General features: G+C 59.2%; 14 protein-coding genes and 2 tRNA genes. 9 read left to right on the top strand and 7 right to left on the bottom strand.

Annotated elements, in window-relative coordinates; all coding sequences use genetic code 11:
- The first annotated feature begins 186 nt into the window (after nucleotides 1-186).
- From mutS to EI293_RS03310, 4 genes are all read left to right on the top strand, one after another.
- The gene (gene mutS, locus EI293_RS03325; RefSeq protein WP_125436249.1) at nucleotides 187-2,907 is read left to right on the top strand and encodes a DNA mismatch repair protein MutS; all 2,721 of its coding nucleotides are present in this window, start codon (nucleotides 187-189) and stop codon (nucleotides 2,905-2,907) included.
- Between the two features lie 277 nt (nucleotides 2,908-3,184).
- Nucleotides 3,185-3,257 (top strand) — tRNA-Gly (locus tag EI293_RS03320).
- A 40-nt stretch (nucleotides 3,258-3,297) separates the two neighbouring features.
- On the top strand, nucleotides 3,298-3,852 hold the full coding sequence (locus EI293_RS03315; protein WP_125435654.1) for an HNH endonuclease: 555 nt from the start codon (nucleotides 3,298-3,300) through the stop codon (nucleotides 3,850-3,852).
- Nucleotides 3,838-3,920: transfer RNA gene (locus tag EI293_RS03310), tRNA-Leu, on the top strand. Before EI293_RS03315 ends, EI293_RS03310 begins: the two co-directional genes overlap by 15 nt.
- A 52-nt stretch (nucleotides 3,921-3,972) precedes the next feature.
- On the opposite strand, the gene EI293_RS03305 is transcribed toward EI293_RS03310, so the two are convergent.
- Nucleotides 3,973-5,649, bottom strand: a complete 1,677-nt coding sequence (locus tag EI293_RS03305) for an SBBP repeat-containing protein (RefSeq protein ID WP_170170220.1) — start codon at nucleotides 5,647-5,649, stop codon at nucleotides 3,973-3,975.
- Nucleotides 5,650-5,998: 349 nt separating this feature from the next.
- Between EI293_RS03305 and EI293_RS03300 the strand changes: the two genes are divergently transcribed.
- From EI293_RS03300 to EI293_RS03290, 3 genes are all read left to right on the top strand, one after another.
- Nucleotides 5,999-6,982 (top strand): AAA family ATPase, encoded by a 984-nt coding sequence (locus EI293_RS03300; protein ID WP_125435650.1) that lies wholly within the window; start codon nucleotides 5,999-6,001, stop codon nucleotides 6,980-6,982.
- 149 nt (nucleotides 6,983-7,131) lie between these two features.
- The gene (locus EI293_RS03295) at nucleotides 7,132-7,656 is read left to right on the top strand and encodes an acyltransferase (RefSeq protein ID WP_246010516.1); all 525 of its coding nucleotides are present in this window, start codon (nucleotides 7,132-7,134) and stop codon (nucleotides 7,654-7,656) included.
- Nucleotides 7,610-9,019, top strand: coding sequence for a lipopolysaccharide biosynthesis protein (locus EI293_RS03290; protein ID WP_125435648.1), 1,410 nt, complete (start codon nucleotides 7,610-7,612; stop codon nucleotides 9,017-9,019). Before EI293_RS03295 ends, EI293_RS03290 begins: the two co-directional genes overlap by 47 nt.
- Before the next feature lie 120 nt (nucleotides 9,020-9,139).
- On the opposite strand, the gene EI293_RS03285 is transcribed toward EI293_RS03290, so the two are convergent.
- Both EI293_RS03285 and EI293_RS03280 read right to left on the bottom strand, forming a co-directional pair.
- The gene (locus tag EI293_RS03285) at nucleotides 9,140-10,789 is read right to left on the bottom strand and encodes a T9SS type A sorting domain-containing protein (RefSeq protein WP_125435646.1); all 1,650 of its coding nucleotides are present in this window, start codon (nucleotides 10,787-10,789) and stop codon (nucleotides 9,140-9,142) included.
- A gap of 116 nt (nucleotides 10,790-10,905) precedes the next feature.
- Entirely contained in the window at nucleotides 10,906-13,731 is a 2,826-nt protein-coding gene (locus tag EI293_RS03280) for a TonB-dependent receptor (RefSeq protein WP_125435644.1), read from the bottom strand.
- 148 nt (nucleotides 13,732-13,879) lie between these two features.
- Here EI293_RS03280 and EI293_RS03275 point away from each other — a divergent pair, with 148 nt between their 5' ends.
- The gene (locus EI293_RS03275) at nucleotides 13,880-14,776 is read left to right on the top strand and encodes a YicC/YloC family endoribonuclease (protein WP_125435642.1); all 897 of its coding nucleotides are present in this window, start codon (nucleotides 13,880-13,882) and stop codon (nucleotides 14,774-14,776) included.
- A 335-nt stretch (nucleotides 14,777-15,111) separates the two neighbouring features.
- A complete protein-coding gene (locus EI293_RS03270; RefSeq protein ID WP_052346646.1) occupies nucleotides 15,112-15,657 on the top strand; it encodes a hypothetical protein in 546 nt (181 codons plus the stop codon).
- 148 nt (nucleotides 15,658-15,805) lie between these two features.
- Here the strand turns inward: EI293_RS03270 and EI293_RS03265 are convergent, their stop codons facing one another.
- The 4 genes from EI293_RS03265 to sov form a co-directional block, all read right to left on the bottom strand.
- The gene (locus EI293_RS03265) at nucleotides 15,806-17,104 is read right to left on the bottom strand and encodes a M28 family metallopeptidase (RefSeq protein ID WP_125435640.1); all 1,299 of its coding nucleotides are present in this window, start codon (nucleotides 17,102-17,104) and stop codon (nucleotides 15,806-15,808) included.
- A complete protein-coding gene (locus EI293_RS03260) occupies nucleotides 17,101-17,508 on the bottom strand; it encodes a VanZ family protein (protein ID WP_125435637.1) in 408 nt (135 codons plus the stop codon). Before EI293_RS03260 ends, EI293_RS03265 begins: the two co-directional genes overlap by 4 nt.
- A 30-nt stretch (nucleotides 17,509-17,538) precedes the next feature.
- Entirely contained in the window at nucleotides 17,539-17,919 is a 381-nt protein-coding gene (gene gcvH / locus EI293_RS03255) for a glycine cleavage system protein GcvH (RefSeq protein ID WP_044003382.1), read from the bottom strand.
- Between the two features lie 205 nt (nucleotides 17,920-18,124).
- Complete coding sequence (gene sov, locus EI293_RS03250) at nucleotides 18,125-25,573, bottom strand: T9SS outer membrane translocon Sov/SprA (RefSeq protein ID WP_246010515.1); 7,449 nt, start codon at nucleotides 25,571-25,573, stop codon at nucleotides 18,125-18,127.
- Between the last annotated feature and the right edge of the window lie 57 nt (nucleotides 25,574-25,630).

Genomic DNA, 25,630 nt, shown 5'->3' with positions numbered 1-25,630 from the left:
GAGATGCTTCGACTGCGCCTCCGGCTTCGCTCAGCATGACGTGCTGTTAGCCCCAACCGCTCCGCCCTCGCCCCCATATTTCTGAATCCCCGTTTTTCTGTGAGAACCAAAACCGCCGACTCTAATAAAAAGCCCATCCGCACGCACGGCACGCTGGGGCCCGCCCCCGTGGTGGACACGCCTCTGATGCGCCAGTATTACGAGCTCAAGCAGGCCCACCCCGGCGCCGTGCTGCTGTTCCGGGTGGGCGACTTCTATGAAACCTTCGGCGAGGATGCCGTCACGGCGTCGCGCATCCTCGATATCACGCTCACCAAGCGCGGGGCGGGCACGGCCTCCGAAACCCCGCTGGCCGGCTTCCCCCACCACTCCCTCGATACCTACCTGCCCAAGCTGGTGCGCGCCGGCCAGCGCGTAGCCATCTGCGACCAGCTCGAAGACCCCAAGCAGGCCAAGGGCCTCGTCAAGCGCGGCGTGACGGAGCTCGTCACGCCCGGCGTGAGCCTGCACGACAACGTGCTGGAGCGCCGCGCCAACAACTACCTCTGCGCCGTGCACTTCGGCAAGCACGAGGCCGGCGTGAGCTTTCTGGATATCAGCACCGGTGAGTTTCTGGTGGCCCAGGGCACTATTGATTACCTGGGCAAGCTGCTCCAGAACTTCCAGCCCGCCGAGGTGCTGTTCTGCAAGAAAAGCCGCCGCGAGTTCGAGGAGCACTTCGGGTCCGACTACTGCCACTTTGCGCTGGAAGAATGGGTGTTCGGCTTCGATTACGGCCACGATTTGCTCACCCGCCACTTCAACACCACCTCCCTCAAGGGTTTCGGCATTGATGGGCTGCGGGAGGGCATCACGGCGGCCGGCTGCGTGCTGCACTACCTGGCCGAAACCAAGCACACCGACGTGGGCCACATCGGCAGCATCGGGCGGCTGGAGGAGGACAAGTACGTGTGGCTCGACCGGTTTACGGTGCGCAACCTGGAGCTGGTGCAGGCCCAGCACCCCGGCGGCGTGCCCCTCATCGACATCCTCGACCAGACCGTGACGCCCATGGGCGCGCGCCTGCTGCGCAAGTGGGTGGTGCTGCCCCTGAAGGAGCCCGCCCAGATTCAGCGCCGCCTCGATACGGTGGAGGCCCTGCTCCAGACGCCCGAGCTGCTGGAAAACCTGCTGCAGCACCTGCGCCAGATCAACGACCTGGAGCGGCTGATTTCCAAGGTGGCCGTGCGCCGCATCAACCCGCGCGAGCTGCTGCAGCTGGCCCGCGCCCTGGAAGCCATCAGCCCGATCCGGGAGCAGCTGGCCGCCTCCGGCATCCGGGCGCTGCAGAAGCTCTCCGACCAGCTCAACCCCTGCACCGCCCTGCGCGAGGAAATCCGGCTGAAAATCCGGGAAGACGCACCCATCCTCACCAACCAGGGTGGCGTGCTCAACGACAAGGTAGATGCCGAGCTGGACGAGCTGCGGGCCATGGCCTTTACGGGCAAGGACTACCTGTTTCAGCTGCAGCAGCGCGCAATTCAGGAAACCGGAATTTCGTCCTTGAAAGTGGCCTACAACAAGGTATTTGGCTACTACCTCGAAGTCACGAACTCGCACAAGGACAAGGTGCCGACCACCTGGATCCGGAAGCAGACGCTGGTGAATGCCGAGCGCTACATCACGGAGGAGCTGAAAACCTACGAGGAGAAGATTCTGCACGCCGAGGAGCGGCTGTTCGTGATTGAGCAGCGCATCTACAACGAGCTGGTGCTCACGGCCGCCGAGTACGTGGCCCAGGTGCAGCAGAACGCCCGCGCCATCGGCGTGGCCGACTGCTTGGCCTCCTTCGCCGCCACCGCCCGCCAGCACCGCTACGTGAAGCCGGTGGTAGACGACAGCACGCTGCTCGACATCAAGGCCGGCCGCCACCCCGTGATTGAGCGCCAGTTGCCGCCCGGCGAGCAGTACATCCCCAATGACATCTGCCTCAACCAGGACGACCAGCAGATTGTGGTGATAACCGGCCCCAACATGGCCGGTAAATCGGCCCTACTGCGCCAGACGGCCTTGATTGTGCTGCTAGCCCAGATCGGCTCCTTCGTGCCCGCTGATGCCGCGCACGTCGGCGTCATCGACAAGATCTTCACCCGCGTAGGCGCTTCCGACAACCTGAGCAAGGGCGAAAGCACCTTCATGGTGGAGATGACCGAAACGGCCAGCATCCTCAACAACCTCTCCGACCGCAGCCTGGTGCTGATGGACGAAATCGGGCGCGGCACCAGCACCTACGACGGCATCAGCATTGCCTGGGCCATTGTGGAGCACCTGCACAACAACCCGCGGTTCACGGCCAAAACCCTGTTCGCCACCCACTACCACGAGCTCAACCAGCTCGCCGACGACTGCCCGCGGGTGCGTAACTACAACGTGGCCGTGAAGGAAGCCGACGGCCGCATCCTGTTCCTGCGCAAGCTGCGCGAAGGCGGCTCCGAGCACAGCTTCGGCATCCACGTGGCCCGCATGGCCGGCATGCCCGCCTCGGTGGTACTGCGTGCCAACGAAATCATGCACCATCTGGAGCAGGAGCGTGCTTCCACCGGTGTGGATGCCGACGCCGCCACTGAGTTCGATGACGTGCTGGATGGCCTGGAAAGCGAGCCGACCGGCGGCAAAGTGGTGCCTTTGAACGGGGCCGTGCCGGCTGCCAGCGCGCCCGAGTCAGCCCGCCGGGGCCCGAAAGCCCAGCCCGCCGCCGCCGTGCATAACGCCCCGCGCCCCAGCCTTCAGCTGAGCATGTTCGAGCCCGCCGACCCGGCCCTGGAGAAAGTCCGGGAGCTGCTGGAGCGCCTCGACGTGAATACGCTCACACCCATCGAAGCCCTGCTGAAGCTGAACGAGCTGAAGCTGGCCGTTGGCGGGAAATAGGTTTCTGCGGCGGCGCACTCGTTTTTTCGCCCCGCCTGCGCCGGTTTCTCTCTGTTTGCAGGGAAGCACATCGGAATCAGGCGGGGCGAAATGCGTCTAACAGCGCTCCGCATGCCTGTCACGGCTGGTTTTGAGTGAAATTTTTCTCCCTGAAAATCAGCCGACAAAGCCTTTTTCAGGTGCGAGTAGCCACTTTTTTTAGGGGGTGTGCTTGACTTCAGGGATTCTTCTTCTACCTTTGTCACATCAAAACGCCACTACGGCGCCAAGATCAAAAGCGAGAGTAGCTCAGTTGGTAGAGCGCGACCTTGCCAAGGTCGAGGTCGCGAGTTCGAACCTCGTCTCCCGCTCAAAAAGGATGTTTCTTCGGAAGCATCCTTTTTTTGTTTTATGCCGGTATGGCTGCCGCCTGAAAAGACTGGGTTCGTATCTTCAGTAGCTAAATGCTATCCGGATATGAAGTCCAGAGTTACTGATGAAGTATTTGCCGCAATTGTCACCGAGTGCCTGTCTGTGGTGCAGGTGCTGGGGCGGCTGGGACTGGTACCGGCTGGTGGTAATTACAAAACGGTGCATGAACGCATCAGGCGTTTGACTTTAAGTACGGAGCATTTCACGGGTAAAGCCTGGAATCAAGGGGAGCGGTACCGGAATTTTGGTCGGCAGTACAGCATGGAGGAAATACTGGTGCAGAATTCTCCGTATGCTTTCACCCATGGCTTGCGCGGACGTTTGTTGAAAGAAGGCTATAAAGTGCATCAGTGTGAGCAGTGTGGTTTAACGGAATGGCTGAATAAGCCTATTCCGTTGGAATTGCATCACCTCAATGGTGTCCACAATGACCATCGATTGGAAAATTTGCAGTTACTTTGTCCCAATTGTCACGCCCAGACAGGCAGCTATCGGGGCAAAAACCAAATAAGGCATTCAGCCAGAGTGGTGTAATGGTAGCCACGAGGGACTTAAAATCCCTTGTCTTCACGGACGTACGGGTTCGAGTCCCGTCTCTGGTACAATTAAAAGCCACCTCTACACATAGTAGAGGTGGCTTTTTAGTTTAATGATCTAGCGCACCTCTACGCCCCGCGTGTAAAATGTTCCGTTGGCCGTGGCCAGATAGAGTACGTACAGACCGGTAGGTAATGCGGAGCAGTCGAAAACGGCTTGGGATTGGGTGGCACTGGTGGCGAGTAGCGGCCGGGCCGCAACGGGACAGCCCATAGCATTGGTGAGCAGCGCTTTGCCGGTTACCAGCAGTCCGGCCTTATCCCAGGTAAGGCTGGTTACCAGCCGGCCGCGCACGGGGTTGGGGAATACTTCCACCGTAGGCTTGCCTCCACCATTGTTGCCCGATTGCGGAACCCGAATGCGGAGCCGCCCGACAAACCCATCGGTGCGGGTGGCGGTTTGCAGCGTGGTAGAGCCGAAAGAGGCCGTGCCACTCAGATTTCCAGTCACGTACAGCAGGCCGTTGGCATCCTGCGCCACGCTGGTACCGGTGCAACTGCCACTGGTGCCAATGACATCGGAGTAATACAGGTCGCCGTTGGGCTGGAAGCTGTGGAGCAGCAGTTGCGGCTCGTAGCTGGCATTCAGGCGGCGACCAACCAGCGTGCAGTAGCCATCGGCATCAGTTACCAGCTGGGTGCTGTATTCTGTGGTGCTGGTGCCGGTGGTTTTGGCCCATTGCACCGTGCCGACGGGGGAGTAGCGGGCCAGGAAGATATCTGGCTGCTCGGGGCCGGTACCGGCCAGCGGCTGGCCGCCTACGGAAGTAGTCCCGGAAAAGTCGCCCGCCACGTATATGTTGCCTTGTCGGTCAGTGTCTAGGGTACTGATGTGGACGTTATTGTTGGCATTCGGTGTGCCGGAGCCTCCGCCTTTCTTCAGCCACTGCAGGCTGCCCGAGGCTGCCACAAAACGGGCCAGATAGGAGTCGGCCCCAACAGTGGTAAGGGCGGTGCCATCGAGCGTCATATCGTTATTGAAGAAGCCGCCTACGTAGCAGTTACCGCGCTTATCCAGCGCAATGTCATTGCCGCTGGCTCCGAAGGAGGAAAAGTTGGTGGAGGATTTTGCCCACGCAACGGTGCCGGAGGTGGTATAGCGGGCCACAAACATAACGCGCCGGCTGCCCGTCGTCACGATATTATCAAACTGAATCTGGCCGTAGTCAGACTGGCCGGTAACGTAGCTGTTACCGGCCGCATCGGTAGCCAGGGCGTAGGCGTAGCAGCTGTATTGGCCGATGCCGAACCGCTTGGCCCATTGTACCTGGCCCCGGGCATTCACTTTCGCAATGAAGGCCGTTTGGAAACCTTCACTGAAGCTGGGTAGCGTCCGGCCGTTGCCGTAGGCCAGGTTACCGGTAAAATTGCCGACCAGATACACGTTGCCGGCTCCATCCAGGGCCACATCATTGCTATTGGCCGAGGGAGGGTAATACGCATTGCCCACGGCAGGGTCGCCCCCAAGCTGCACGGCCCACATGGCCCGCCCGCCCGGATTGTACTTTACCAGAAATATATCGGTCTGCCCCCGGCTGATGAGCGTGGTGCTGCCAAAGATGGCCCGGCCGGCAAAGGAACCCGTGACGTAGCTGTTGCCGGCTGCATCGGTCGTGATACTGCGGGCCGATACGGCGGCTCCGGAACTGGTGAGCTGATTCACCCATTGCCAGTTGGCTTGGGCGGAAGCGCTGTAGCTGCTGAGTAGCAGCAGGAATAGAAAAAGTGTTTTCATTGCTGGGAAGTAGGAATGGAAAGTGGGTAGAGCGGTAAAAGGCGTAATCATCCGGAAACCGGAACCGAGGCTCAATACTGGCAAGAGGGACGGGGCTGCTCAGGCAGCAGGTAGAATAGCCGGAAGGGCTAACAGCACAGGAATATCAGCAGCAGCAGTAAGCCGAAGATATGAAACCATTGTTGTTTATGTTATAAATAATAATAATTTTTTTATAAAAAATGCAAATCGACAGTATGGAACCGAGCTACTGTGGAGGTAGCATTGCCGCCGGGTATACAAGTAGGGTGGTAGGGTAGTGGCCTTGTTTCTCTACCTTGTAAGCGTATTAGACCTGTTTTGCTTCCGTATGACGCCTCCGCAGTTTGGGTCGGCTCCCGACTACCAGCAGAAAATCAAGCAAGTGTTTGCCGAAGTGGGCAAGGTGGTAGTGGGGCAGCACTACATGGTCAACCGACTTCTGATTGGGCTGTTTACCGGCGGCCATATTTTGCTGGAAGGCGTGCCGGGCCTGGCTAAAACACTTACGGTGAGTACCTTGTCGAAGGTGCTGCATCTGCACTTTCAGCGCGTGCAGTTCACCCCCGATCTGCTGCCGTCGGACCTAGTGGGCACCATGATTTACAATCAGGGGCAGTCGGTATTTGAAGTAAAGAAGGGCCCGATCTTCTCCAACCTGGTGCTGGCCGACGAAATCAACCGTTCCCCGGCCAAGGTGCAGAGCGCGCTGTTGGAGGCCATGCAGGAAAAGCAGGTGACCATCGGGGAAACTACGTATCCGCTGGATTTGCCGTTTCTGGTGCTGGCTACCCAGAACCCGGTGGAGCAGGAGGGTACTTACCCGCTGCCTGAGGCCCAGGTAGACCGCTTCATGATGAAAGTGTACGTGGACTACCTCAAGAAAGCCGACGAGCTGGAGGTGATGCGCCGCATGGCCAATATGAGCTACGTGGGTGAGGTAAACCCGGTGCTGACCAAAGAAGACATCTTCGGCATCCGGCACCAGATCAACCAGGTGCAGATTTCGGAAACGCTGGAGAAGTACATCATTGAGTTGGTATTTGCCACCCGCAAGCCCGCCGAGTACGATTTGCCCGAGTTTCAGCAGTACGTGCAGTTTGGGGTGAGCCCCCGGGCCAGCATTGCCCTGCACCGCGCCGCCAAGGCCGTGGCCTACCTCGACGAGCGGGACTACGTGCTGCCCGAAGACATCAAGGAAGTAGCCGCTGACGTGCTCAACCACCGCATCCTGCTCAATTACGAAGCTGAAGCCGACGGCATCCGCACGCAGGATATGATTGAGGCCATCCTGCGTAAAGTGCCCATCAGCTGAGTTATGAGGGCTGAATCAGGCGTGGTGCATTGGGCTCAGCAACCGATAGTCTGCTGCCTGAAAGACATCCTTTCGAACTGCCAGCAACAGCCATTCTCCATCTTACAACTCAATATTCATTCAAAAAAGTGAAGCAGTTGTTGTGCCGTGTGCTGGGACTTCGGCCGGAGATGCCGCTGAGCTTTTATGCGCTGGATGTGCTGTTTCGGCGGGTGCTGCGCCAGAACGCAGGGGTGCGGTGGGCGGTGCATCATACCAGCACCATCCGCAGCCCCGAGCGGCTCCGGGCTGGTCAGGGCTCTTTCCCCGGCGACTCCCCCGGCGTATACATCAACGCCGATAACGGCGTGCTGGTAGGTGACTTCACCAACCTGGGGCCGCAGGTCGGGCTGATATCGGCCAACCATGATGCCGTGAATAACACGGCGGCCGTAGCCGCGCCGCCACTACGCATCGGGAGTTTCTGCTGGCTGGGTATGGGGGCCGTGGTGCTGCCGGGCGTCCAGTTGGGCGATTTTACTGTTGTGGGGGCCGGGGCCGTGGTAACGCACAGCTTCCCACAAGGCTACTGCGTACTGGCCGGCAACCCTGCCCGAATTATTAAACCTCTTAATCCAGCCGATTGTGATGCGCAAGCCCGAAGTACCTACGCGCGGCACGCTGCTGGGAACTAGCGCGTACATCTTCCTGATTCGGTTTTTTCCGACGTTGGCCAGCGTGGCGGCTCTGATCTGGCTTTCCCGGTACATGCCTCCGGCCTGGTACGGCCGCTACCAAAGCTTCTGGGTGCAGTGGCAGGTACTGCACGTACTGGCCACTCTGGGACTGCCTACGCTGGTGCTTACCTATCCGGCGGCAACGGTAAACGGGTTGATACGCGGAGCAAGCCGGTGGCAGCTGAGTGGGCTGGCGGCCTGGGTGCTGCTGCTGAGCGGGGGCCTATGGGGCATGCAGTGGGTTCTGGGTTCCCCGTTTGCTGCCTGGCAGGCGGCCCTGTTTCTGGTATTGGGCGTGCCGGTAGCCGTGCTGGAGTCGTATGCGCTGCTGGGCCGACAGTTTCGGGACGTAGCGTTGGTCAGTATCGGATATGCCGGACTGTTCGGGCTGGCGCACGCGCTGTTGGTAGGCCAGGTGCTGAGCAGCGAGCATCTGATGAATGGTTTACTGCTGGGCAACGTGTTGCGGCTGGTGTTTCTGGCTCGGCTGGGGTATCGGCAATACCGGCAGCAACCTGCCGAGGTGGTAGCCTGGGCGGCGGTCCGGAGCCTGTGGGCGCACACGGCCCTCAATGAGGTAGTGCAGATTCTGTTCCGGTGGATAGATAAGCTACTGCTCAACTTTCTGCTGCCGACCGCGCTGTTTGCGCTCTACTTTAATGGCACTCTCGACGTGCCATTTCTGCCGCTACTGCTGGGGGCGGCGGGTAGTGCACTGCTGCTGCATTTCGGGGAGCCTGAGCTGTCTGATGCCGAGCGAATCCGGACGTTGCGCCGGGCCGCCGCAGTGCTGGGGCGTATTGTATTTCCCCTGTTCGTTTTCCTGCTGTTCTTTCGGGCCGAGCTGTTCGGCGTTGTGTTCCGGCACCGCTACGATGCGGCGGTACCGCTGTTTTTGCTGTCCTCGCTGGTTATTCCGTTGCGCGCTTACAACTTCACGGCGTTACTGCAACACAAAGGCCGGGGGCGCACCATCTCTACCGGGGCCGTGCTCGATTTGCTGCTGGCCCTGGCCCTCATGTATCCGCTGTACCGGTGGCTTGGGCTGGGCGGGGTAGCGTTGGCTTTCGTTATCAGCACGTATGGCCAGGCCGCTTACTATCTCTGGCATACTGCCCGGTTGCTGAACGTAGGTTGGCCGGAGTTACTCCCCTGGAAAACCTGGCTGGTTCAGCTGGCTGGCTTCGGACTTGCTGGTTTCCTGCTGCATTGGGTGCTGGCGCAGTATCTGTCGGAAACTGGTACGCTCTGGACCGGGGCCGGAGTGGTCGTCGGGCTATTGGCAGTGCAGCTGTGGCAGGTCCGGCGGCAGCAGATGTAGCCAGAAGAGTGTTAGGTTTCCGTCGGCTTGCCGGCAGTCAGTATACCTCATTAAACGCACAAAGCGTGCTGCTCCAATGGAGCAGCACGCTTTGCTGGTAGAAGGCCGAAGCCGAAACGACTACTTCGCCACCACGAAGCGTACCGACTGGCTGGTTTCGTTGGTAGTCACCTGCGCCATGTATACGCCGGCTTTCAGGGTGGTGGGCAGAGCTATTTGCTGCACCCCGGCGGCTAGTTTGCCGTCCGTCAGCACGGTGGCTACGGTGCGGCCGGTTACGTCCAGCACGCGCACCGAAGCAGTACCGCTGCGCTTCAGCTCAAAGTTCAGCAAAGCCTCACCGACCGAAGGGTTCGGCGAAACCGTCAGCTGCTGGAGCTGGTCGGAAGCAGGCTTGGCAGCCAGCGTGGTGCCGGGGCGGTTGTAGCAGGTGGTCTGGGGGTTGAAGTTAGTCCAGCCGGCTACCCAGTTCACCGTGCCAAAAGCGCCGCGGAACGTGCCGGTCTTGTCAAAGAAGCTGTCAGCCAGCTTGGCGTCGGTGAAAGCCGCGCCGGTGCGTAGGGGTGAGGTAGACGTAGGCAGAAAATCCTGAATCACGTCGGCATCAGGTGTGAAATTACCGGCGTTCAGGCCTAGGTCCGCTGCGGTAGAGTAGACGGTATTGCTGTTAGTGGCCGCATTCCAGAAGCCGGCTACATCGTACGTGGTAACCCCGGCCGCCTCGAAGTTGCGGGTGGTCATGTTGGCCAGCACGTTGTTCTTCAGTACCAGGCCGCCGTTGGTGGCGTTGGCCTGCGCCGCCGCGCCGTCCAGCGTGAGGCCGGTTGGCCAGCCGCTCAGTACCGTGTTAAAGATGGAAATGGAGGTGTTCCGGCGCAGGTGCATGGCGCGGGTAAAGTTGGCCGCCGCTCCAATAGGCGTGCGCAGCAGCGCCGTTACATTCGAGAAAATGGGGGCCGTCTGGGGCGTATTAGCGGAGCCGCCCGCGTCATTATCCGATTCAAACGCCGTAGAGCCCGATACGTCGGCCGTATTCTGCTCGCGCACAATCAGGCCGTACTGCACTTTGCCCTGGAAGCCGTTGTCAGTGTCGAAGTCGTCGTCGGTGGCGGCCACGGCCACCAGGTGCTTGGCATTCACGGTACCGCCAAACCACTCAAACGAGTCGTCGCCGGAGCCATATACCTGCACGTAATCAATCTGAGTGCCCGCGCCTACACCGGCCAGTGTCAGGCCGTTGATTTCGGAGTTCGGCTGAAAGGCAATACCAGGGAATTCGATACGCACGTATTTCAGGCTGCCTGAGTTGTCGTTGGCATCAGTACCGCCGTAGGTGGAGCCCACGCCGCCTTCCACTACCGGAGTGCCGGCCAGGTTCACGGGTGCCCGGCCGCAGATGATGATGCCGCCCCAGTCGCCGCGGGCACGGGAGCCGGCCGGCTCATTGGAGGTGAATACGATGGGCTGGCTGACCGTACCCTCGGCAATCAGGCGGGCACCCTGCTCCACAATTAAAGAGCCTTTGGTGGCCTTATCGCCCTTAATAATGGTACCGGCCGGAATAGTCAGCGTCGCACCGGCCTTCACGTACACAAAGCCCGAAAGCAGATACACGTTTGCGCTGGACCAGGTAGTGTTCTGGGTGATGTTGCCGGAAACCACCGTAGCCGTGGGGGCCGCCGGACAAACCGTTTGGGCCCGCGCCTGGGACACCGGGGCGGCGGTAGCTACTGCGCAAGCCAGCAATGCAGGAAGTAGAATCTTTTTCATGGTAGTGCGGGTGTACTGAAAGGAAGGATACAAGGGTGAGGCAAAGGTCCTAAAGCAAAACGCCCACCGGTACCGATGGGCGTTATGCTTTCGTTGCGCGTATGTTATCGTATTGTTTAGAAGTTGTAGGTCAGGCCCAGGGTGGAGTAGTTGCCGCGGCGGTACTCGCCAAATGCGCCTTGCTCGTTGCGCCCGATTTTGCCGTTGCGGTCAAAGTCGTAGAGCTGCCGCACCTTCTGGTTGAGTAGGTCCTGAATGCCGGCTTTCACCTGTAAGTGCTTGCCAATTCCCTTGGTTACGGCCAGATCAATTACGTTGCGAGGCATCTCAATCACGGAGTAGTTAAACTGCTTGTCGCCCACGAACTGGATGCGCTGGCCCACCACGTTGTACTGGGCCGATACCTGCCACTTGCGCTCATCATCCTGGTAAAACAGGCCGGCATTCACTACGTAAGGCGACTGGCCCTGTAACGCCCGGTCGGTGAGGGCAAAGTTATTGTTAGTGGCGTTGTCGGCCAGCTTCACCCGGCTCTTGATGAGCGAGGCATTCAGCACCAGCGAGAAGCGCTGCAATACCGGGTTCTGGGTCAGTTCCAGCAACGATTTGCGGGCTTCCAGCTCCACCCCTACGTCATAGGCGTGGTCGGCGTTCTGGTAGGTCAGGTACATCTGCTCCGTCGAAACCGACTGCGTAGTCTGCTCGATGGCGTCCTTAAAGTATTTGTAAAACACGCCCACCGACAGCATTTCGGAACGGGTTGGGTAGAATTCGTAGCGCAGGTCGGCGTTATAGATGGTAGCTGTCTTCAGGTTCTTGTTGCCCGTAATGATGGCGTTGCTGTTGTAGTCGAAATACGGATAGTTGGCTACTTCCCGGAACTCGGGGCGGTTAACCGTCACGCTGCTGCCCAGGCGCAGCAAGGAGCGCTGGTTGAAGTTGAACGTGGCGTTCAGGGAGGGCATTGGAATTACGCGCCGCTCCAGGTAGGCTGTGTCCTGCGGGTCGCCGTTCTGCAGGTACTTGCGGTTGTACTCCACGCGCACCCCACCCGACAGGCTAAGGCGGTCCGAAAGCGGTGCCACACCGCCCAGGTAGCCGGCTACCAACGTGTTTTCAGCTGAGTACCGATCCTTGGGCGAAGTGCCTTCATCCAGCACGAAACCGGTTCGGGGGTCGAGGTTCTCGGGAGCGAAAATCTGGTTGATGGGTAGCGTCAGCAGACGGTTGGCGCGGGCCTGGTCGCGGTAGAACGTGCTGGGGTTGCCAATTACGTAAGAGAAGTAGCGGTTCTGAAAGTCACGCTCCTTTTGCTCGGTATAGAAGCCGGCCCGCAGCTTAAAGGCGTTTTCCTTGGTCGTGTCGCGGCCGGCGAAGCGTCGTTCCCACTGGCCGCTGGCCATGTAGGTATTTTCCTTGAGGTTGGAGAAGAAGCGGCTGGCGTCGTAGGGGTTGCCATCCGGGGGCACTACCACCAGAAACGGACGGGGCGTTTCGCCGGGCAGGGCCGTAATACGCTGGCTGCGGTAGCGGCTGTAGTCGGGCTCGTCCTTGTACACGTAGTTATAGCCAGCGGCCCAGGTGACGTTGGTATGCTCCCCGGCCCCCAGATCGTGGGAGCCCTGCAACTGCCCCGAGTAAATGGTGCGGCTCTGGTAATGCAGCGCGTAATCGTCGCGGTCAAAGCCCTGGTCCAGCGTCTGGCCGGTACGGTGCGTCACCTCGTCGGTACCGTACTGGTTCAAAAAGTTGCGGAATTCCAGGCGGTTCCGGTCGTTGAGACGGGCCTGCCAGTTATGAATGATGCCCAGGCGGGTACCTGTCAATGAGCGTTCATCGTTGTAGGCATACTGTTGCACGGGCAGGTTGGTGGCCGGGTCCCGCTCAATCAGGTAGCGGTTGCGGGTGATGTTGTTCTGCTCGTGGGTGTTGGAATAGGAAACAGAGGTGACATTGCTCAGGTACACCTTCCCGATTTCAAACTTGCGGCTCAGACCCAGCGACACGCGCAAATCGGGCCGGGCCGTAATGCGCTGCGGCAGCCACTCGTTACGAAAGGTGGGTTGGTCAGCGGTGCTGACCTGCGCAGGCGTCCCTTCGGGTAGCTGGCGGGTGCCGCCGTCGTAGCCCAGCCAGTCGGAGCCGCGGCCGGGGCTTACCTGGTAGTTGTTCTGAAAGGTAGTACTGCTACGGGCCCAGCCCGAAACGCTCAGGCTGGTAGCATTTTCCAGCACCGAGTTCTTGGTGAATACCTTTACCACGCCGCCGCCCATTTCCCCGGGCAGTTCCGGCGAGCCGGATTTGAAGATCAGCACCCGGTCAATCACCGAGCTGGGCAGAATATCGAAGGAAAATGAGCGGGTATCCACCTCTGCCGAGGGTGTAAGCGCGTCGTTGAGCATCACGGTGTTATACCGCTCCGCCAAGCCTCGAATCACGATAAAGTTGTTGCTCTGCACCGTTACGCCCGGAATGCGCTTGACCACTTCGGCCGCGTCCCGATCCAGGGTTTTTACAATCTGGTCGTTGCTCATCCCGCTCACCACCACCTCGGCCTTCTTCAGGTCCTGAATCATGGCTACCTCCGTACCGGTCTGTTTCTGGCCGGTTACTACCACTTCGTTCAGGGCCTGGGCGTTTTCCTCCAGCGTGCCGTTCAGGGTCGTTTTCTGATCGGCCTGCACGCTGATGCCCGAGAAAGTGAGCGGCTTGTAGCCGATGGACTGGATGGTGATATTATAGGTGCCGGCGGCCAGCTTGAGGGCATAGGTGCCGTCGATTTCTACGGGAGCGGCTTGGGTGGTGCCAGTAACCAGTACCGTGGCTCCGATGGCGCCTTCGCCAGTTTTTTTATCCGTTACCTTTCCGATCAGCGTACCTTGCTGAGCCAGCAACAAATGGCTGATTGTCAGGAGAAAAAATAGTAGAAAAGAACGCCGCATACGAGGGTCTTGAAAAGGTTTCACAAAGCTAGACCGGCCCTGTTATGCTAATATTGCGGCCACGTTATGCTTGTGTTACCGCCCAGCTAAGCGGTTCATTTTCTGAGTGAAACCTGTACTTTTGCGCCCACTTTGCCCATTTCTGCCCATGCTCCAGTCCATGACCGGCTACGGTATCGCCACCCGCGAAACCGATTCCTACGCCGCTACCGTCGAAATCAAGTCCCTGAACTCCAAAACCCTCGATCTGACGCTGCGCCTGCCGCGCTTCCTGCAGGACCGGGAGCTGGAAATCCGCAATCTGGTTACCAAAAGCCTGCAACGCGGCAAGGTGAACCTGAACCTGGACTTTACGCGCCCGCGTGCAATGAGCGCGCAGGGTTCCGTAGTCAATCAGGCCGCCGTGACCATTGCCTGCCAAGAGTTGCTGCAGGTAAGCCTGGCCACCGGCCTGAGTATGGAGCAGGTAACGGCCGTAGCCCACGCCCTGCCCGGCGCGCTGCGCATCCCCTCCGATGCCACGGCCGCTACTGAGGAAGAGGAAGAAACACCCTGGGAAGAGCTGCTGCCCCTGTTGCAGCAGGCCCTGGACCGCGTCAACCAATTCCGCCGCGACGAAGGCCAGGCCCTGACCACCGAAATCCTGGGCTACGTGGACCGCATCCGCATTCTATTGGCCGAGGTGGAGCGCCACGATCCTACCCGCATCGAGCAGGTCCGGCAGCGGCTGGAAAGCCATTTGGCCGATATTTCCGGCAACGAACATTTCAACCCGATCCGCTTTGAGCAGGAGGTGTTGCACTACATCGAGAAGCTGGACATCGCCGAGGAAAAGGTGCGGTTAATCAATCATTTACACTACTTCACCGAAACGGCTGGTCTGCCTGAGCCCACCGGAAAGAAATTAGCGTTTATTTCGCAGGAAATTGGTCGGGAAATCAATACTATTGGTTCCAAAGCCAACGACTCTACCATCCAGCATCTGGTGGTCAGCATGAAGGAAGAACTCGAAAAAATCAAAGAACAGGTCAACAACATTCTCTAAGTGGCAACAGCTTGTGGCCCTTGAAGAAACCCGGATAATAGAACTTTACGAGTAACAAGCCGTATAGGCTATTCTCAATATACTATTGGGATTTTTCGGGGTTGCCTGTTTTGGTAGTCTTGAAGATCAAAATAGGAAAAGCATGCTTCAGATGGCTGAAACAGGTTTTTTGGTAATGTATCGCACGAAATTCAAGTCTGTTTTCAGATTAATTTTTTGTAAAATACTTGCAGCTTAAATTTTTCTACGTAAATTGTGTTATCCAAACAGAGCGGCTTTTTGCTTTGCTGGATTACAAACCGCTTTTGACCCTCATCTTTTTTCAGCCTACGACTATGAAAAAAGTCTTACTATCTGCCCAAGTTTTCTGCCTGATGCTGTTGCTGATGGCTGCCCGTCCTTTCGCCGAAGTAGAGCTGATCAAAAAGCGTGTACTGAGCGAGCGGGTAGAAATCCTCATCCCTAAAGGATTCGAGGTGATGAGCGAGCAACAAATGGACTTTAACTACGCGAAAGCCCAGAGCCGCCCCAGCGTTATTTACACCAACAGCAAGGAAGCCAGCATTGCCTTCTCGTACACCGATAACACGGCCGATCAGGACATGATCGACATGTATTCGGACAACTTCTACAAGATCTACGCAAAGCAGTTCAAGGAAGCGAAGTGGTTCAACCACGGCGTGAAAGAAGTGAACGGCCGCAAAGTAGGTTACATGGAACTCATGAAGCCGGAACTGGGCCACGAAGTGTACCAGCTGATTTTCTTCACGGATGTGGAAGGTAAATTGCTGATGTGCACCTTCACCTGCGCCGACCGTCAGAAGCCGGAGTGGGAGAACGTAGCCAAGCAGATCATGGGCTCGTTCAAAGCCAACAGCTAAGTTTCGGCATCAAGCCAAACAATTCTTATTCAAAAGCCCCAACCTGTCTGGTACAGGTTGGGGCTTTTTGTTCTATGGCTCTTTACAGCTTTCCATTGACACCAGTAAAGGCCATGCTTAAATCCGGTAACGCGGCTGTTGTTCGCAGCTATCTGGCACTACTGCCTTGCATATTCAAAAAGTCGCGCAGCAGACAGAACGTATTGGTAAATGCCGTCAGAGGTAATGTGGCAGCGCGGTCCTGGATGTCGTGGTAGGCAGCTATGCCACCCCGGGTATACAGGAAGAAGGCCGGCACGCCGCGCTCAGAAAAGTAGTAATGGTCGGAGTTGGCGCCTTTGCCCCGGGCGGCCAGGGAGGGTAGGTAGTGATTGGCCGTATTGAGGTTCTGTAGCTGCTGAAACTGACGCGCGAATACGCGGCCATTCACCACGGTGGCGCCCTCATTACCGGTTCCCAGCAGGTCAAGGTTCAGTAGAAAACGAATCCGGTCTAATGGTACTAGTGGGTGCTCCGTAAAGTATTTGGAACCCAGCAGGCCCGCTTCCTCCGCCCCGAAGCTGATGAAGACTACAGAATACGCAAGGCGATTTTCGGGGCGGGCATAATGTGCCGCCAGCTCCAGCAGCATAGCAGTGCCGCTGGCATTATCATTGGCTCCCGGAAAGTAGGTGTGTTTTCCTAACTGGCCTAGATGATCGTAATGAGCTGTCACCACCACGAAGGAGTCCGGCTGGGCCAGACCAGGCAAATAGCCGATGATATTCTGGGTTTGATAGGCCGGTTGCAGGCGCGCATCAAGCTGTAGCTGGACTGACTGAACATGCTGGGGCCAGACAGTAGCTAATACTTCCAGCCGCGGCTGCGGTAATTGCTGGCCCGCCAGCGTAGCGGTGAGTTTGGGAACAAGCGTAATGCGGGACGCTGCAGTAGCTAAGTGGCTTTGAACGGGCTCCGGTAGGGCTGAAAGCTTATGATTATCACGCTGGCGCAGCACCAGCACTGTTTGCCGGAGGTCAGTGGCCAGGAAGGTAGTCTGCGCAGCTGATTGAGAGAAAATCAACGTGTCGAGCTCGTATACGGAGCCGTGTAAATTGCCGGAGCCGGAAGCTGCCTCGGCAATGAAATCGAAGCCGGGACGTAGGGCTTTGCCATCAGCCTGTAACGCAGCGCGACCGGGAAAGGTGTTGATGGGAAGAGTAAACGGCTGGCAGAAATCGGGGCTTAGGGGCTGCAGACCCGATTGTCGGAAACGCCGCTGCAGATACTGCGCCGCTTTCTGTTCGCCCCCACTCACGTAACCCCGGCCGTGGAAGGCGGGCGAAGCCAGCGTTGCAATGGTCTGCCGGACCCGGGGCATATTCTGCGCCTGCAAGGAAGCCGGCATCAGCATACCCCAACCCAGGCCACCCACCGTCAGGGACAGAAGTAGGTGACGGCGTATCATTGCCAGAACCTACGGGTGGCCCACATCAGGCCCAGGCCAATCACCACGCCTAGGGCGTCACTCAGCATATCCGACCATTCGCCGTTGCGACCCAGGTTCATACGCATCTGCAGAACTTCGATGAGGGCACCCATGCCAACTGTGCCGAAGAACACGGTGCGGAAGGCCTGTGCCCGTAGCCTAGGAAACCACCGCTGCCGCCGCGCCGAGAAAACAGCCAGCACTGCCTGCATCCAGAATACAAAGGCATGCGCAGCAGTGTCGAAGGACAACAGTTGCCAGTGCGGAGTTTCGGGCATGGCGCGTGCCGGCGTGAGGGTGCTAACCAGCACAAACGCCGCCCACGCCAGCGGCAGGACCACAAGGGCCCGGCGGCGTGGCAGGGGCGGCGCAGGAGCTAACATGGCCAGCTATATAAACGGAAGCAGTAGAGGCTAGGCGCCTACCAGCTCACCATAAGCTTCGGAAGCCAGGAGGCCTTCGAGCTCAGCCGGGTTGCTGATCGACATTTTCACCATCCAGCCGTCACCGTAGGGGTCGGAGTTCACCAACTCGGGGCTGCCGTCAAGCTTCTCGTTGATTTCGAGTACGGTGCCGGTGATGGGGCTGAACAGGTCAGAAACTGTTTTTACGGCCTCAACTGTGCCGAATACATCGTTCTGAGCTACTTCTTTGTCGAGCGTGTCAATGTCCACATACACGATGTCGCCGAGTTCTTTCTGGGCGTGGTCGGTGATGCCGATGAAGGCAACGTCACCTTCCACACGAATCCATTCGTGCTCTTTCGTGTACTTCAGGCTGGCGGGCAAATTCATGGGAGCGTACTTGAGAGTGAGGTGAAAAAGGCTGGAACGCGGTGGCGTACCGGCTCAAAAGTACGAGTTGCAGGGCAGTTTACGAGCGCGCCCCCACATGAAGATTCGGGGAGTTGCGGCAGATGGCAGGAGGGGCGAAAAGCAGATGGGCCGGTTATGTCCCCTACGGAACATAACCGGCCCATCTGCGCTGTGCTGGCTAAGGCTACTGCGACAAGCTGTAGCGGAGCTGAATGCCGCCTTCGGTGGCCGTGTTGCGGAAGGCGTTTTCTACCCGGGGCTCCGTGATGTTCTGGGTGAAGAAGAACTGCAGGTTCAGACGCTGGTTGAGCACGTAGTCGACGGTGGGCCGCAGCTGAATCTGGCGGGTGCCGCTGGTGACGATGCTGGAGGCGCGGCCTTTGCTGCCGGTAGAGCCATTCAGTGGGTCCACCACGTCCAGAATAGCCCGCTGCACGGCGTAGTTGTCGCTGATGCTCATGTCGAGGCGGACGTTGATTTCGTTGCGCAGAATCCGCTGCTCACCGCCTACCCGGAAGGGCAGCTTGAGGCGGTTGGTCACGAAGCCCACGCCAATAACCATATCGGTGCGGTGCAGCTCGGTTACCTGGGCATTGGTGGTGTTCAGGCCGATGGTGCGGTCGATGCGGTATTCCAGACGGCCCGTCAATTTGCCGGTGGTCTGGAAATTCACGCCCAACAGCGGAGCCAGCCGCTCGGCAATGCTTACCTGCCCCAGAATGTAATACGGCACAAACTGATTGGCCGAGTTGAGCACTTCCGACAAGCCTTCCGGCTCGCGCTGGTAATTAGCCGAGGTGGTGTAGTTAGCAATGTTGTAGGCCGAGGAATACGCGTGGTTCAGGGTGAACGAGCGGAAGTAGCGCTGAATGAAGGGCAATTCCGCCAGCCCGTTGTACTGGATTGTCCAGTTGGGTACGGGCAGCAGGGAGAAGGGGTTGAACTTCTTGGACTTGTAGCTATCCGACGACTTGCCCCGGTACGCATCCAGGAAAGCCGGGAGCAACACATCCTGTGAGTTGAAACCGTAATTACCAGCCTGGTTCAGCCGGTCCTGCTGCAGCCGCTGCTGCACTGCCACCCGGTTATCCACGAAGCGCTGGAATGCTTCCGATTTTTCGCCCCCGCTGCTCAGGTCGCCAAACAGCGTCTGGATGGAGATGAAGGAGGTAGTGAAGGTTCCCGACCCTAGCGCATTGCTGGCTGTAGGAAGAGGGCCAATCGGCAGCAGAGTAGTCGTATCGACTGAGGTGCGGTAGAATACTTCCCGGTTGCGCACCAGGTTGCGGCGGGCATCCAGCTGAATATTAAAGTCGCGGAAGGGCTCCAGGGTGGTGCGCAACGTCAGGGCCTCGGTCAGCAGGGAACTGAGCGGCGTATTCAGGTACTGGCTTTCGGAAGTGTACCATCCGTTGGTGTAGGCGCGTCGGAACAGGCCATCCAGGTCTTCCTGCCGGCCCAGCAGGAAGGGTACGCCCGGCGCATCGAAACCATTGTCCAGCCCGAAGAAGCGGGTGCGGGGCAGATAGCCGGGCAGCAGGGTGCCGTTGGAGCGGGAGTAGGTAAAGTTGAGGGAGCGGGCCGTCATCAGGGAGCGAAGAACGGCTTTGAGGAACCGCAGCTCCGGGCCTTTGCTGGAATCAGCGGCGGCGGATTGGTCCTGAGCGTCCGTGGGCTGGCCTTTCCGGGCCAAAGCAGCGCGTGGGTCCAGCTTGGCGGCATCCTTCTCACGGGGGCGGGGCGCGGGTGGCGGAGCGTTGTTGATGATGTTGAGGAAGCGCACCTTGTTGTAGAGCTTCACTAGGTCAATCTTACCGTTAGCGCTCAACTCCCCGTTGTTCTGAATGGTGTTGCCTAGGTTCAACTCACGTGTTTGGGTACTGTCGGGGAAGGCCGGGTACACCGGGGCCGTAAGCGCCGTGGAGGCGGCCTGCCAGGTATAGTTGGCCGCGTAGCGGGCATCGGCCGAGAGCCAGTCCGTCAGCGGGAACTTGTCGAGGGGCAGGCGGTAGGTAAGGGCAACGGTCTGGTTGAAGTTGGTGGTCCGGCCGCCGTTGCGGAACAGGTTCTGCCGGATCTGGTCCCGGTTGCGCTGGGCTTCGTCGGAGCTGCCGATGGCCCGGCCCACGCCCTCATCCACAATGGCGCGGTTGTTTGCCGTGTAGTCCAGGGCCAGGCCCTTGGTGAGGTCCCAGCGCAGGTCGTAGATGCGGTTAAAGTAAAACGACTTCTGGAACACACCTGGAATACCATCCGTCACGGGCACTTGGCCGGGTTCCAGCGTGCGTTGCAGGAACCGCTCATTATAGCGACGGTCTAGGTCGGCGCGGAAGGAGAAGCGCGAGGGCAGGGGCGTGAAGTTGACTTCCTTGAGGAACGCCAGGTAAGGCGAGTCGAGGGCCTTGAGCTTGGCCAGCGGTGTGTAGTTCTTGGGCGTAGCCTGGTACACGTAGGCCAGGGCCCCGGTGTAGGTGCGCGTGTAGTCCCGGTCGGTGCGGATATCGGTGTGCAGCCGCTCCGTCAGGGAGTAGCTCACGGCGAAGTTCTCAATATCGTAGGGCTGCACCTTGCGCTCCACGTTGGTGCGCTCCTTGCGCACGTTCAGCAGCGAAATACTCCGCTGGCTGGTCTGGTCGATAACCTCCTTGCGGTAAGCGGCCTTCTCCTCCGAGGTTTTGAACTTCTCCAGCGACTGTTCCAGCTTGGTATCGGGGTCGAGGGGGTCGTACTTGGGCGAGCGGGTTTCGATGCCGGCCTGCACCAGTACCGGCACCCGCAGGCCCAGCTTCTCCGGGAAGAATTTCTCTACCGCCACAGTAGCATTCACGTCGCCCCGCGTGATGTTGTCGGTAGAGCGTTGCTGGGCTTTGTCCTGCAGCCCGCCAAAGCCGGTGCTGATGAAGCTGCCGGTGGCCGTGATGTTGGCCACATCGGCCAGCTTGGTGTTGAAGCGGGCGGTGGCGGCCCAGCCGCTTTCGTTATCGAAATCCAGTACCCGCAGCTCATTGGCCCACAGTGTTACCGAGCGGTTAATTCCGTCATCCTTGGGGTTCAGGATGCCAATCATGGCGCCCTGTACCGCCGACAGATCGGGGTTGCCGACTACCGTGATGGTAGAGCCGTCGGGCAGGGCAACCACGAAGGGCTTGGTGTAGTCGATGCCGGAAGAAGCCTGCTTGTTCCGGGCCGATTTGGCATCAATGAACGCCTGGAAAGGCAGGTCGATGCGGTTTTCCAGGGGCCATACCTCATCCACCAGCTTCTGGCCGGGCCGGGTCATCACCAGTGGCCGCGAGTACTCGTAGTAATTCTGAATGTAGTCGGTGCCCAGGCGCACAAAGCCGCGCACCTTGCCATCCATGTTGTTTTGCTCACTCTCGGCGTGCATAAACATCCGCAGGCGCTTGTAGCGGAGCATGTTTAGGCTGATGTTTTTGTAGGCCGCCTTGGCAAACCCATCCCGCAGGCCGTCTACCACCAGGCGCAGGCTCTGCTCGTTCTGCTGACGGTTGACGGTGCTGGAGCCGTATTCCCGGTCGCGGCGGATGTTAGGCGGCAATACGTACGGAATAGCATCGGCCGCCGTAGTCGAAATACCGTTTTCCTCAATGCTCACCGTCGAAATGCTGAACGCATCCGCGTCCGTATCGGGGTTGACGATGGTCTGGCCGGGCTCCGCCAGCTTGTTGAGGTAGCGGCGCCACTGGTTGGCCACAAACTGCGGCTGCACCATGCGCAGCACTACCGGCTGCTGCCAGCGGGTAAGGTACATGCGCAGAAACCGGATGGATTTAAAGCCGAAATCCTGGCCGGCCGGCACGCCCACGGCGCGGTCGGGCTGGCGCACCGGAATGCGGAACTGGTACCACGTCACGGGCTCACCGTTGGTATCGGTGTTGTTGTTCGTGATTTTATCCACGATGAAGTTCTGCCCAACTTCCAGCTGGCCCGGCCGCAGCTGCAGGCGGTACTCGTAGTACCGCTCCGTATCCGACAGCACATTGTCGCGGTTCAGGTCTTCCTTATCGGGGAAGGCGGTAGAGCTAAGCTGGCTGCCCTCGGGCGAGTTGCCCTCCATGCCGTTGAAGTCCTTGTAGCGGGCCAGTACTTTGGCGTTGGCCTGGTCGTAGCTGGCATCAAGGTGGTGGCGGAAGTTATCGGCGGCGGGGTCCGCAATACCCTGGTAAGCGGGTACTTTGGCCTGCTCGTCGCCGTCGTTCACGCCGTCCAGGCCAACGTCCTGGCGGGCGCGGGCGCCGGGCGAGGCACTGAACGCATCCGTCAGGAACGGCTGCCGGGACACGCGGCCCCAGATAGTTTCCACCGTTTCAACACCCAGGTTGGCGGGGTCGGCCGGAATACCGTTCTCGAACTCGTACTGATTGTTATCCGTCAGCACATCCTCCGATACCGAGCCCAGGTTGATGTACACGTCGCCGCCGGTGTTGTTGTTGCTGTCGTGGCCGTCGGAGTCCGTCACCTTGCCGTTGTCACCGGTCAGGAACGGGTCCATCATCCAGAACTCCAGGAACTCCACGTTGGCGTTGTCGAAGTCGGTATCGAAGGTGATTTCGCGGGAAATACCACCGTAGCGGGCCAGGTTGGCCGCCGGCGTGGTAGCCGAGAAGAACGTCGGCCGGGCCGGATTAAACTGCGGCGTGTAGTTGTACTGGCCGCGCTGGTCGGGGAAGTAGGCCAGGTCCAGCGTTGTTTCGAAGGAGTTGCCGGTGGTGCCCACGTCGCGGTTCGGGAACACCTCCGTGCGCTTGATGCCGCGCACGTAATGGTTCTTCAGGTCGCCGACGCCGATGTTGTTGGGCTTGCTCTGGCCGTTGGTGTAGTAGGTCTGGTCGATGGTGTACCAGGCCAGCTTGGCGCGGTTGTAGGCCACGGCCAGCCCCTGGGCCGAGCCAACCAGCGGCTGCGGCGTAGAAGCCAGCCGCCAGGTAGTAGCCGAGTTGACGCCGCCTAACGTGTAGGGCGTGCGGGCATTTTCGAAGTCATCGAGGTAGGAAACGCCGTTTTCGCCGCCACTGTCGCCGGAGCCCAGCTTGCTCTGACCCGGCAGTAGCTGGGCAAACTCGCCACTGAACGAAACCGTCGAAATTTCCTTGGTCGAGAGGAACGGCAGCGCATCCAGGTACTTGGTGAGGGCCCGCGACTCGCGCCGCACGTTCACGTCGAAGCCGTAGATGGTGTTGTTGCCCGGCTCGTCGCCTATGTTCACCCGGTTGATGCCGGGGGCCTGGTTTTCGCGCAGATGCAGAATTGTGGCCCCGAAGTTCATGTCGGGCGACACGCGGTAATCGAAACGAGCCCCGAGCAGCTTGCGCGGCTGTACCTGTACCAGGGCGTTTTTCTCGAACTCCACCCGCAGCTCATTCGCTGAGTTGAGGTAGCTCGGGTTCAGAATTTTAACCTTGGCCTGGTCGTAGAATACTTGGTAGTCGGTGCCCTCCTGCAGCAGGGTGCTGCCGGCAAACACCCGCACCGAGCCTTCGGCAATACCGATGCCGGGCAGGCTGATTTCGTCGGTGGAAGTAGCCTGGTAGCGGCCCCGCAGGTAGAACTTGTCCTTTTCCTGCCGTTGCTGGGCGTCGCTCTGCACCTGGTTGTACAGCTCGCGGTACACGTATTTGCGGGCCAGCTCCAACTCCGAGGCGGAAGCCGTGGTGTCAAACTGCGCCGCCAGGTAGCTGCCAAACGGCTGCACCTCCGGGAAAATAATGCGCCCCAGTTCGGTATCGATGGTGATGCCGGGGAAGAAATCGAAGTTGCCGTCGGGGTTCCGGTCGTTGTTGGGGTTTACGTTGTCGAGGTTGAGTACCTCAATCAGGGGCTTGTTGGCAATGCGCTGGCCTTCCTTCAGCGAAATCAAATCCACGCCCGTTATGTCATCCTTGTAGATGAGCTGAAGCTGGAAATTGTCGCGGTTGAGTTGGTTGGCATTCAGAGGATAGATGTTTTTCATCATCAAATCCCAGGTCGGCAGGTTGCGGGTGAGCAACTGCGGGTTCTGCGGGTTCTGCGTGGGGTCGGCCAGCCCCACGCCGGGGTTGGTCGCCTTCAGCATCTTCAGGAAGATGACTTCATCCTGCCCCACCTGCGTGTAGTTGCTCTGCACTTCCCCAACGGTGTAGGTTTTGCCGTTGTAGATGTACTGGTACGAAACGCCCAGCACCTGCTCAGGCAGCAGCTGGGTGTTCAGAGAAAGGTAGCCCAGCTGCGCGTTGTAGGTGTACTCGCGCGGGTCGAGCTTGCGGGCCCGGACATGCTCGAAATCCTTGTTCTTTTCTAGGCCCAGACCCGGGCCGGCCAGAACATTATCTGCCGTGAGGTTGCCCCGGTAGCCGGCACTGTTCTGAATCTGGCTGAGCAGCGTATTGGCGTTGTTCTCGGCCAAGGCGTTCGGGCCGGCCGGCTTCAGGAAGTCGTCGCGGTAGAGGCGGCGCGGTTCGGCCACGTCCATGAGCGTCACCACGTTGCGCAGGTTGTCGCTCTGGCGGTTGTCGTTGGTTACCCACACTTCCAAGTAGGTGATTTCCACCCCGCTCTGCACCGTGGGCAGGTTGCGCAGGCTGGCATCGTACCGGTCCCGGAAGGCTTGGCTTAGGAAGAAGTGCCGGTCCCGCTCGTACTGGCTGGCCTTGATTTCGAAAGCCCGGCTTTGGCCCCCGTTCTGAATGCGCACCTCGTCGGCCTGGCCGCGCAGGGTACTGGCCAGTGTGGTTACGCCCAGGCGGCCGAACTGGAACTGCGCCTTCACCCCAAACAGGTTCTGGCCGCCCGTAATCAGCGAGTTGTTTAGGGGCAGACTCACGTTGCCCAGCTCAATCTTGCGGATGATATCAGTTTCGTAGCCCGTGTAATCGAGCTTCATGTTGTTCTCGAAATCGAAGGCTGCGCGGGTGTCGTAGTTGAAGGTGAGCTTGAGCTTTTCGCCAATCTGGCCGCTCAGGTTCAGGTTCAGGTTCTGGTCGTACTGGAAGTCACCCACCCGTTGCTGACGCAGCGTGAGGGTCGGGTTTTCGTTTCGGTTGCCCCGGTAGCCCATGCGTAGCGTCACGGCGCCCTGGGGCCGGATGTCCACGTAGCTGCCCCCAAAAATCCGGTCGGCCATTGGCCCCAGATAGATTTTTGGAATCAGCCGCCGGTTGTCGGCCTGGTTCTGGTCGCCGGCCACGCCCCCGTTGGAGCGTTGGCGGAAATAGTCGCGTACGGCCTGCTGCTGCTGCCAGCGCGAATACTCCTCAAACGTCATCCGGCTGGGGTCCCGGAAATTGAATTCCGGGCCTATTTTTTCCTGGATGTCGAAATTTTGCAGGCTATCGTCGGCCTGAACGTCGAGTTGTACGTTAGAAGGCAACGGCAACACCAACGGGGAGCGTCGGCGCTGGGGCGAAAACGGCGTACCTATCCGGTCGGCCGGAGCCACGCGGGGCCGCGTACTAGGCCGGTAGCGGGTGGTATCGGTGCGGGGCGTATCGGGCGAAAACCCAGCGGCCGGTCGGGGCATGCGGGCTACTCCTGGTAACCAGTCCGACCAGAGCTGGCGCATGGCGAAAGGCGCGGCCATACCACCTAAAGGCTTCGCCTGCGACCACCAGGCCACCAACGACACAACTGCCACCATAGAGGCAGCCAGAGACTTCTTACCGGTATTCAAGCGTCAATAACCGTCGGGCGAAAG

It is taken from the genome of Hymenobacter perfusus (genome assembly GCF_003944765.1).
In the GTDB taxonomy this organism is placed as follows: Bacteria; Bacteroidota; Bacteroidia; order Cytophagales; family Hymenobacteraceae; genus Hymenobacter; species Hymenobacter perfusus.
Note: the sequence above shows the minus strand (reverse complement) of the source record. Positions and strands in the feature narration are given on the sequence as shown.

What these genes read in the sequence shown, in the direction of transcription:
- mutS (WP_125436249.1), top strand. Translation starts at nt 187, where the DNA reads ATGCGCCAGTATTACGAGCTCAAGCAGGCCCACCCCGGCGCCGTGCTG.
- EI293_RS03315 (WP_125435654.1), top strand. Translation starts at nt 3,298, where the DNA reads ATGCCGGTATGGCTGCCGCCTGAAAAGACTGGGTTCGTATCTTCAGTA.
- EI293_RS03305 (WP_170170220.1), bottom strand. Translation starts at nt 5,649, where the DNA reads ATGAAAACACTTTTTCTATTCCTGCTGCTACTCAGCAGCTACAGCGCT.
- EI293_RS03300 (WP_125435650.1), top strand. Translation starts at nt 5,999, where the DNA reads ATGACGCCTCCGCAGTTTGGGTCGGCTCCCGACTACCAGCAGAAAATC.
- EI293_RS03290 (WP_125435648.1), top strand. Translation starts at nt 7,610, where the DNA reads ATGCGCAAGCCCGAAGTACCTACGCGCGGCACGCTGCTGGGAACTAGC.
- EI293_RS03285 (WP_125435646.1), bottom strand. Translation starts at nt 10,789, where the DNA reads ATGAAAAAGATTCTACTTCCTGCATTGCTGGCTTGCGCAGTAGCTACC.
- EI293_RS03280 (WP_125435644.1), bottom strand. Translation starts at nt 13,731, where the DNA reads ATGCGGCGTTCTTTTCTACTATTTTTTCTCCTGACAATCAGCCATTTG.
- EI293_RS03275 (WP_125435642.1), top strand. Translation starts at nt 13,880, where the DNA reads ATGCTCCAGTCCATGACCGGCTACGGTATCGCCACCCGCGAAACCGAT.
- EI293_RS03270 (WP_052346646.1), top strand. Translation starts at nt 15,112, where the DNA reads ATGAAAAAAGTCTTACTATCTGCCCAAGTTTTCTGCCTGATGCTGTTG.
- EI293_RS03265 (WP_125435640.1), bottom strand. Translation starts at nt 17,104, where the DNA reads ATGATACGCCGTCACCTACTTCTGTCCCTGACGGTGGGTGGCCTGGGT.
- EI293_RS03260 (WP_125435637.1), bottom strand. Translation starts at nt 17,508, where the DNA reads ATGTTAGCTCCTGCGCCGCCCCTGCCACGCCGCCGGGCCCTTGTGGTC.
- gcvH (WP_044003382.1), bottom strand. Translation starts at nt 17,919, where the DNA reads ATGAATTTGCCCGCCAGCCTGAAGTACACGAAAGAGCACGAATGGATT.
- sov (WP_246010515.1), bottom strand. Translation starts at nt 25,573, where the DNA reads ATGGTGGCAGTTGTGTCGTTGGTGGCCTGGTGGTCGCAGGCGAAGCCT.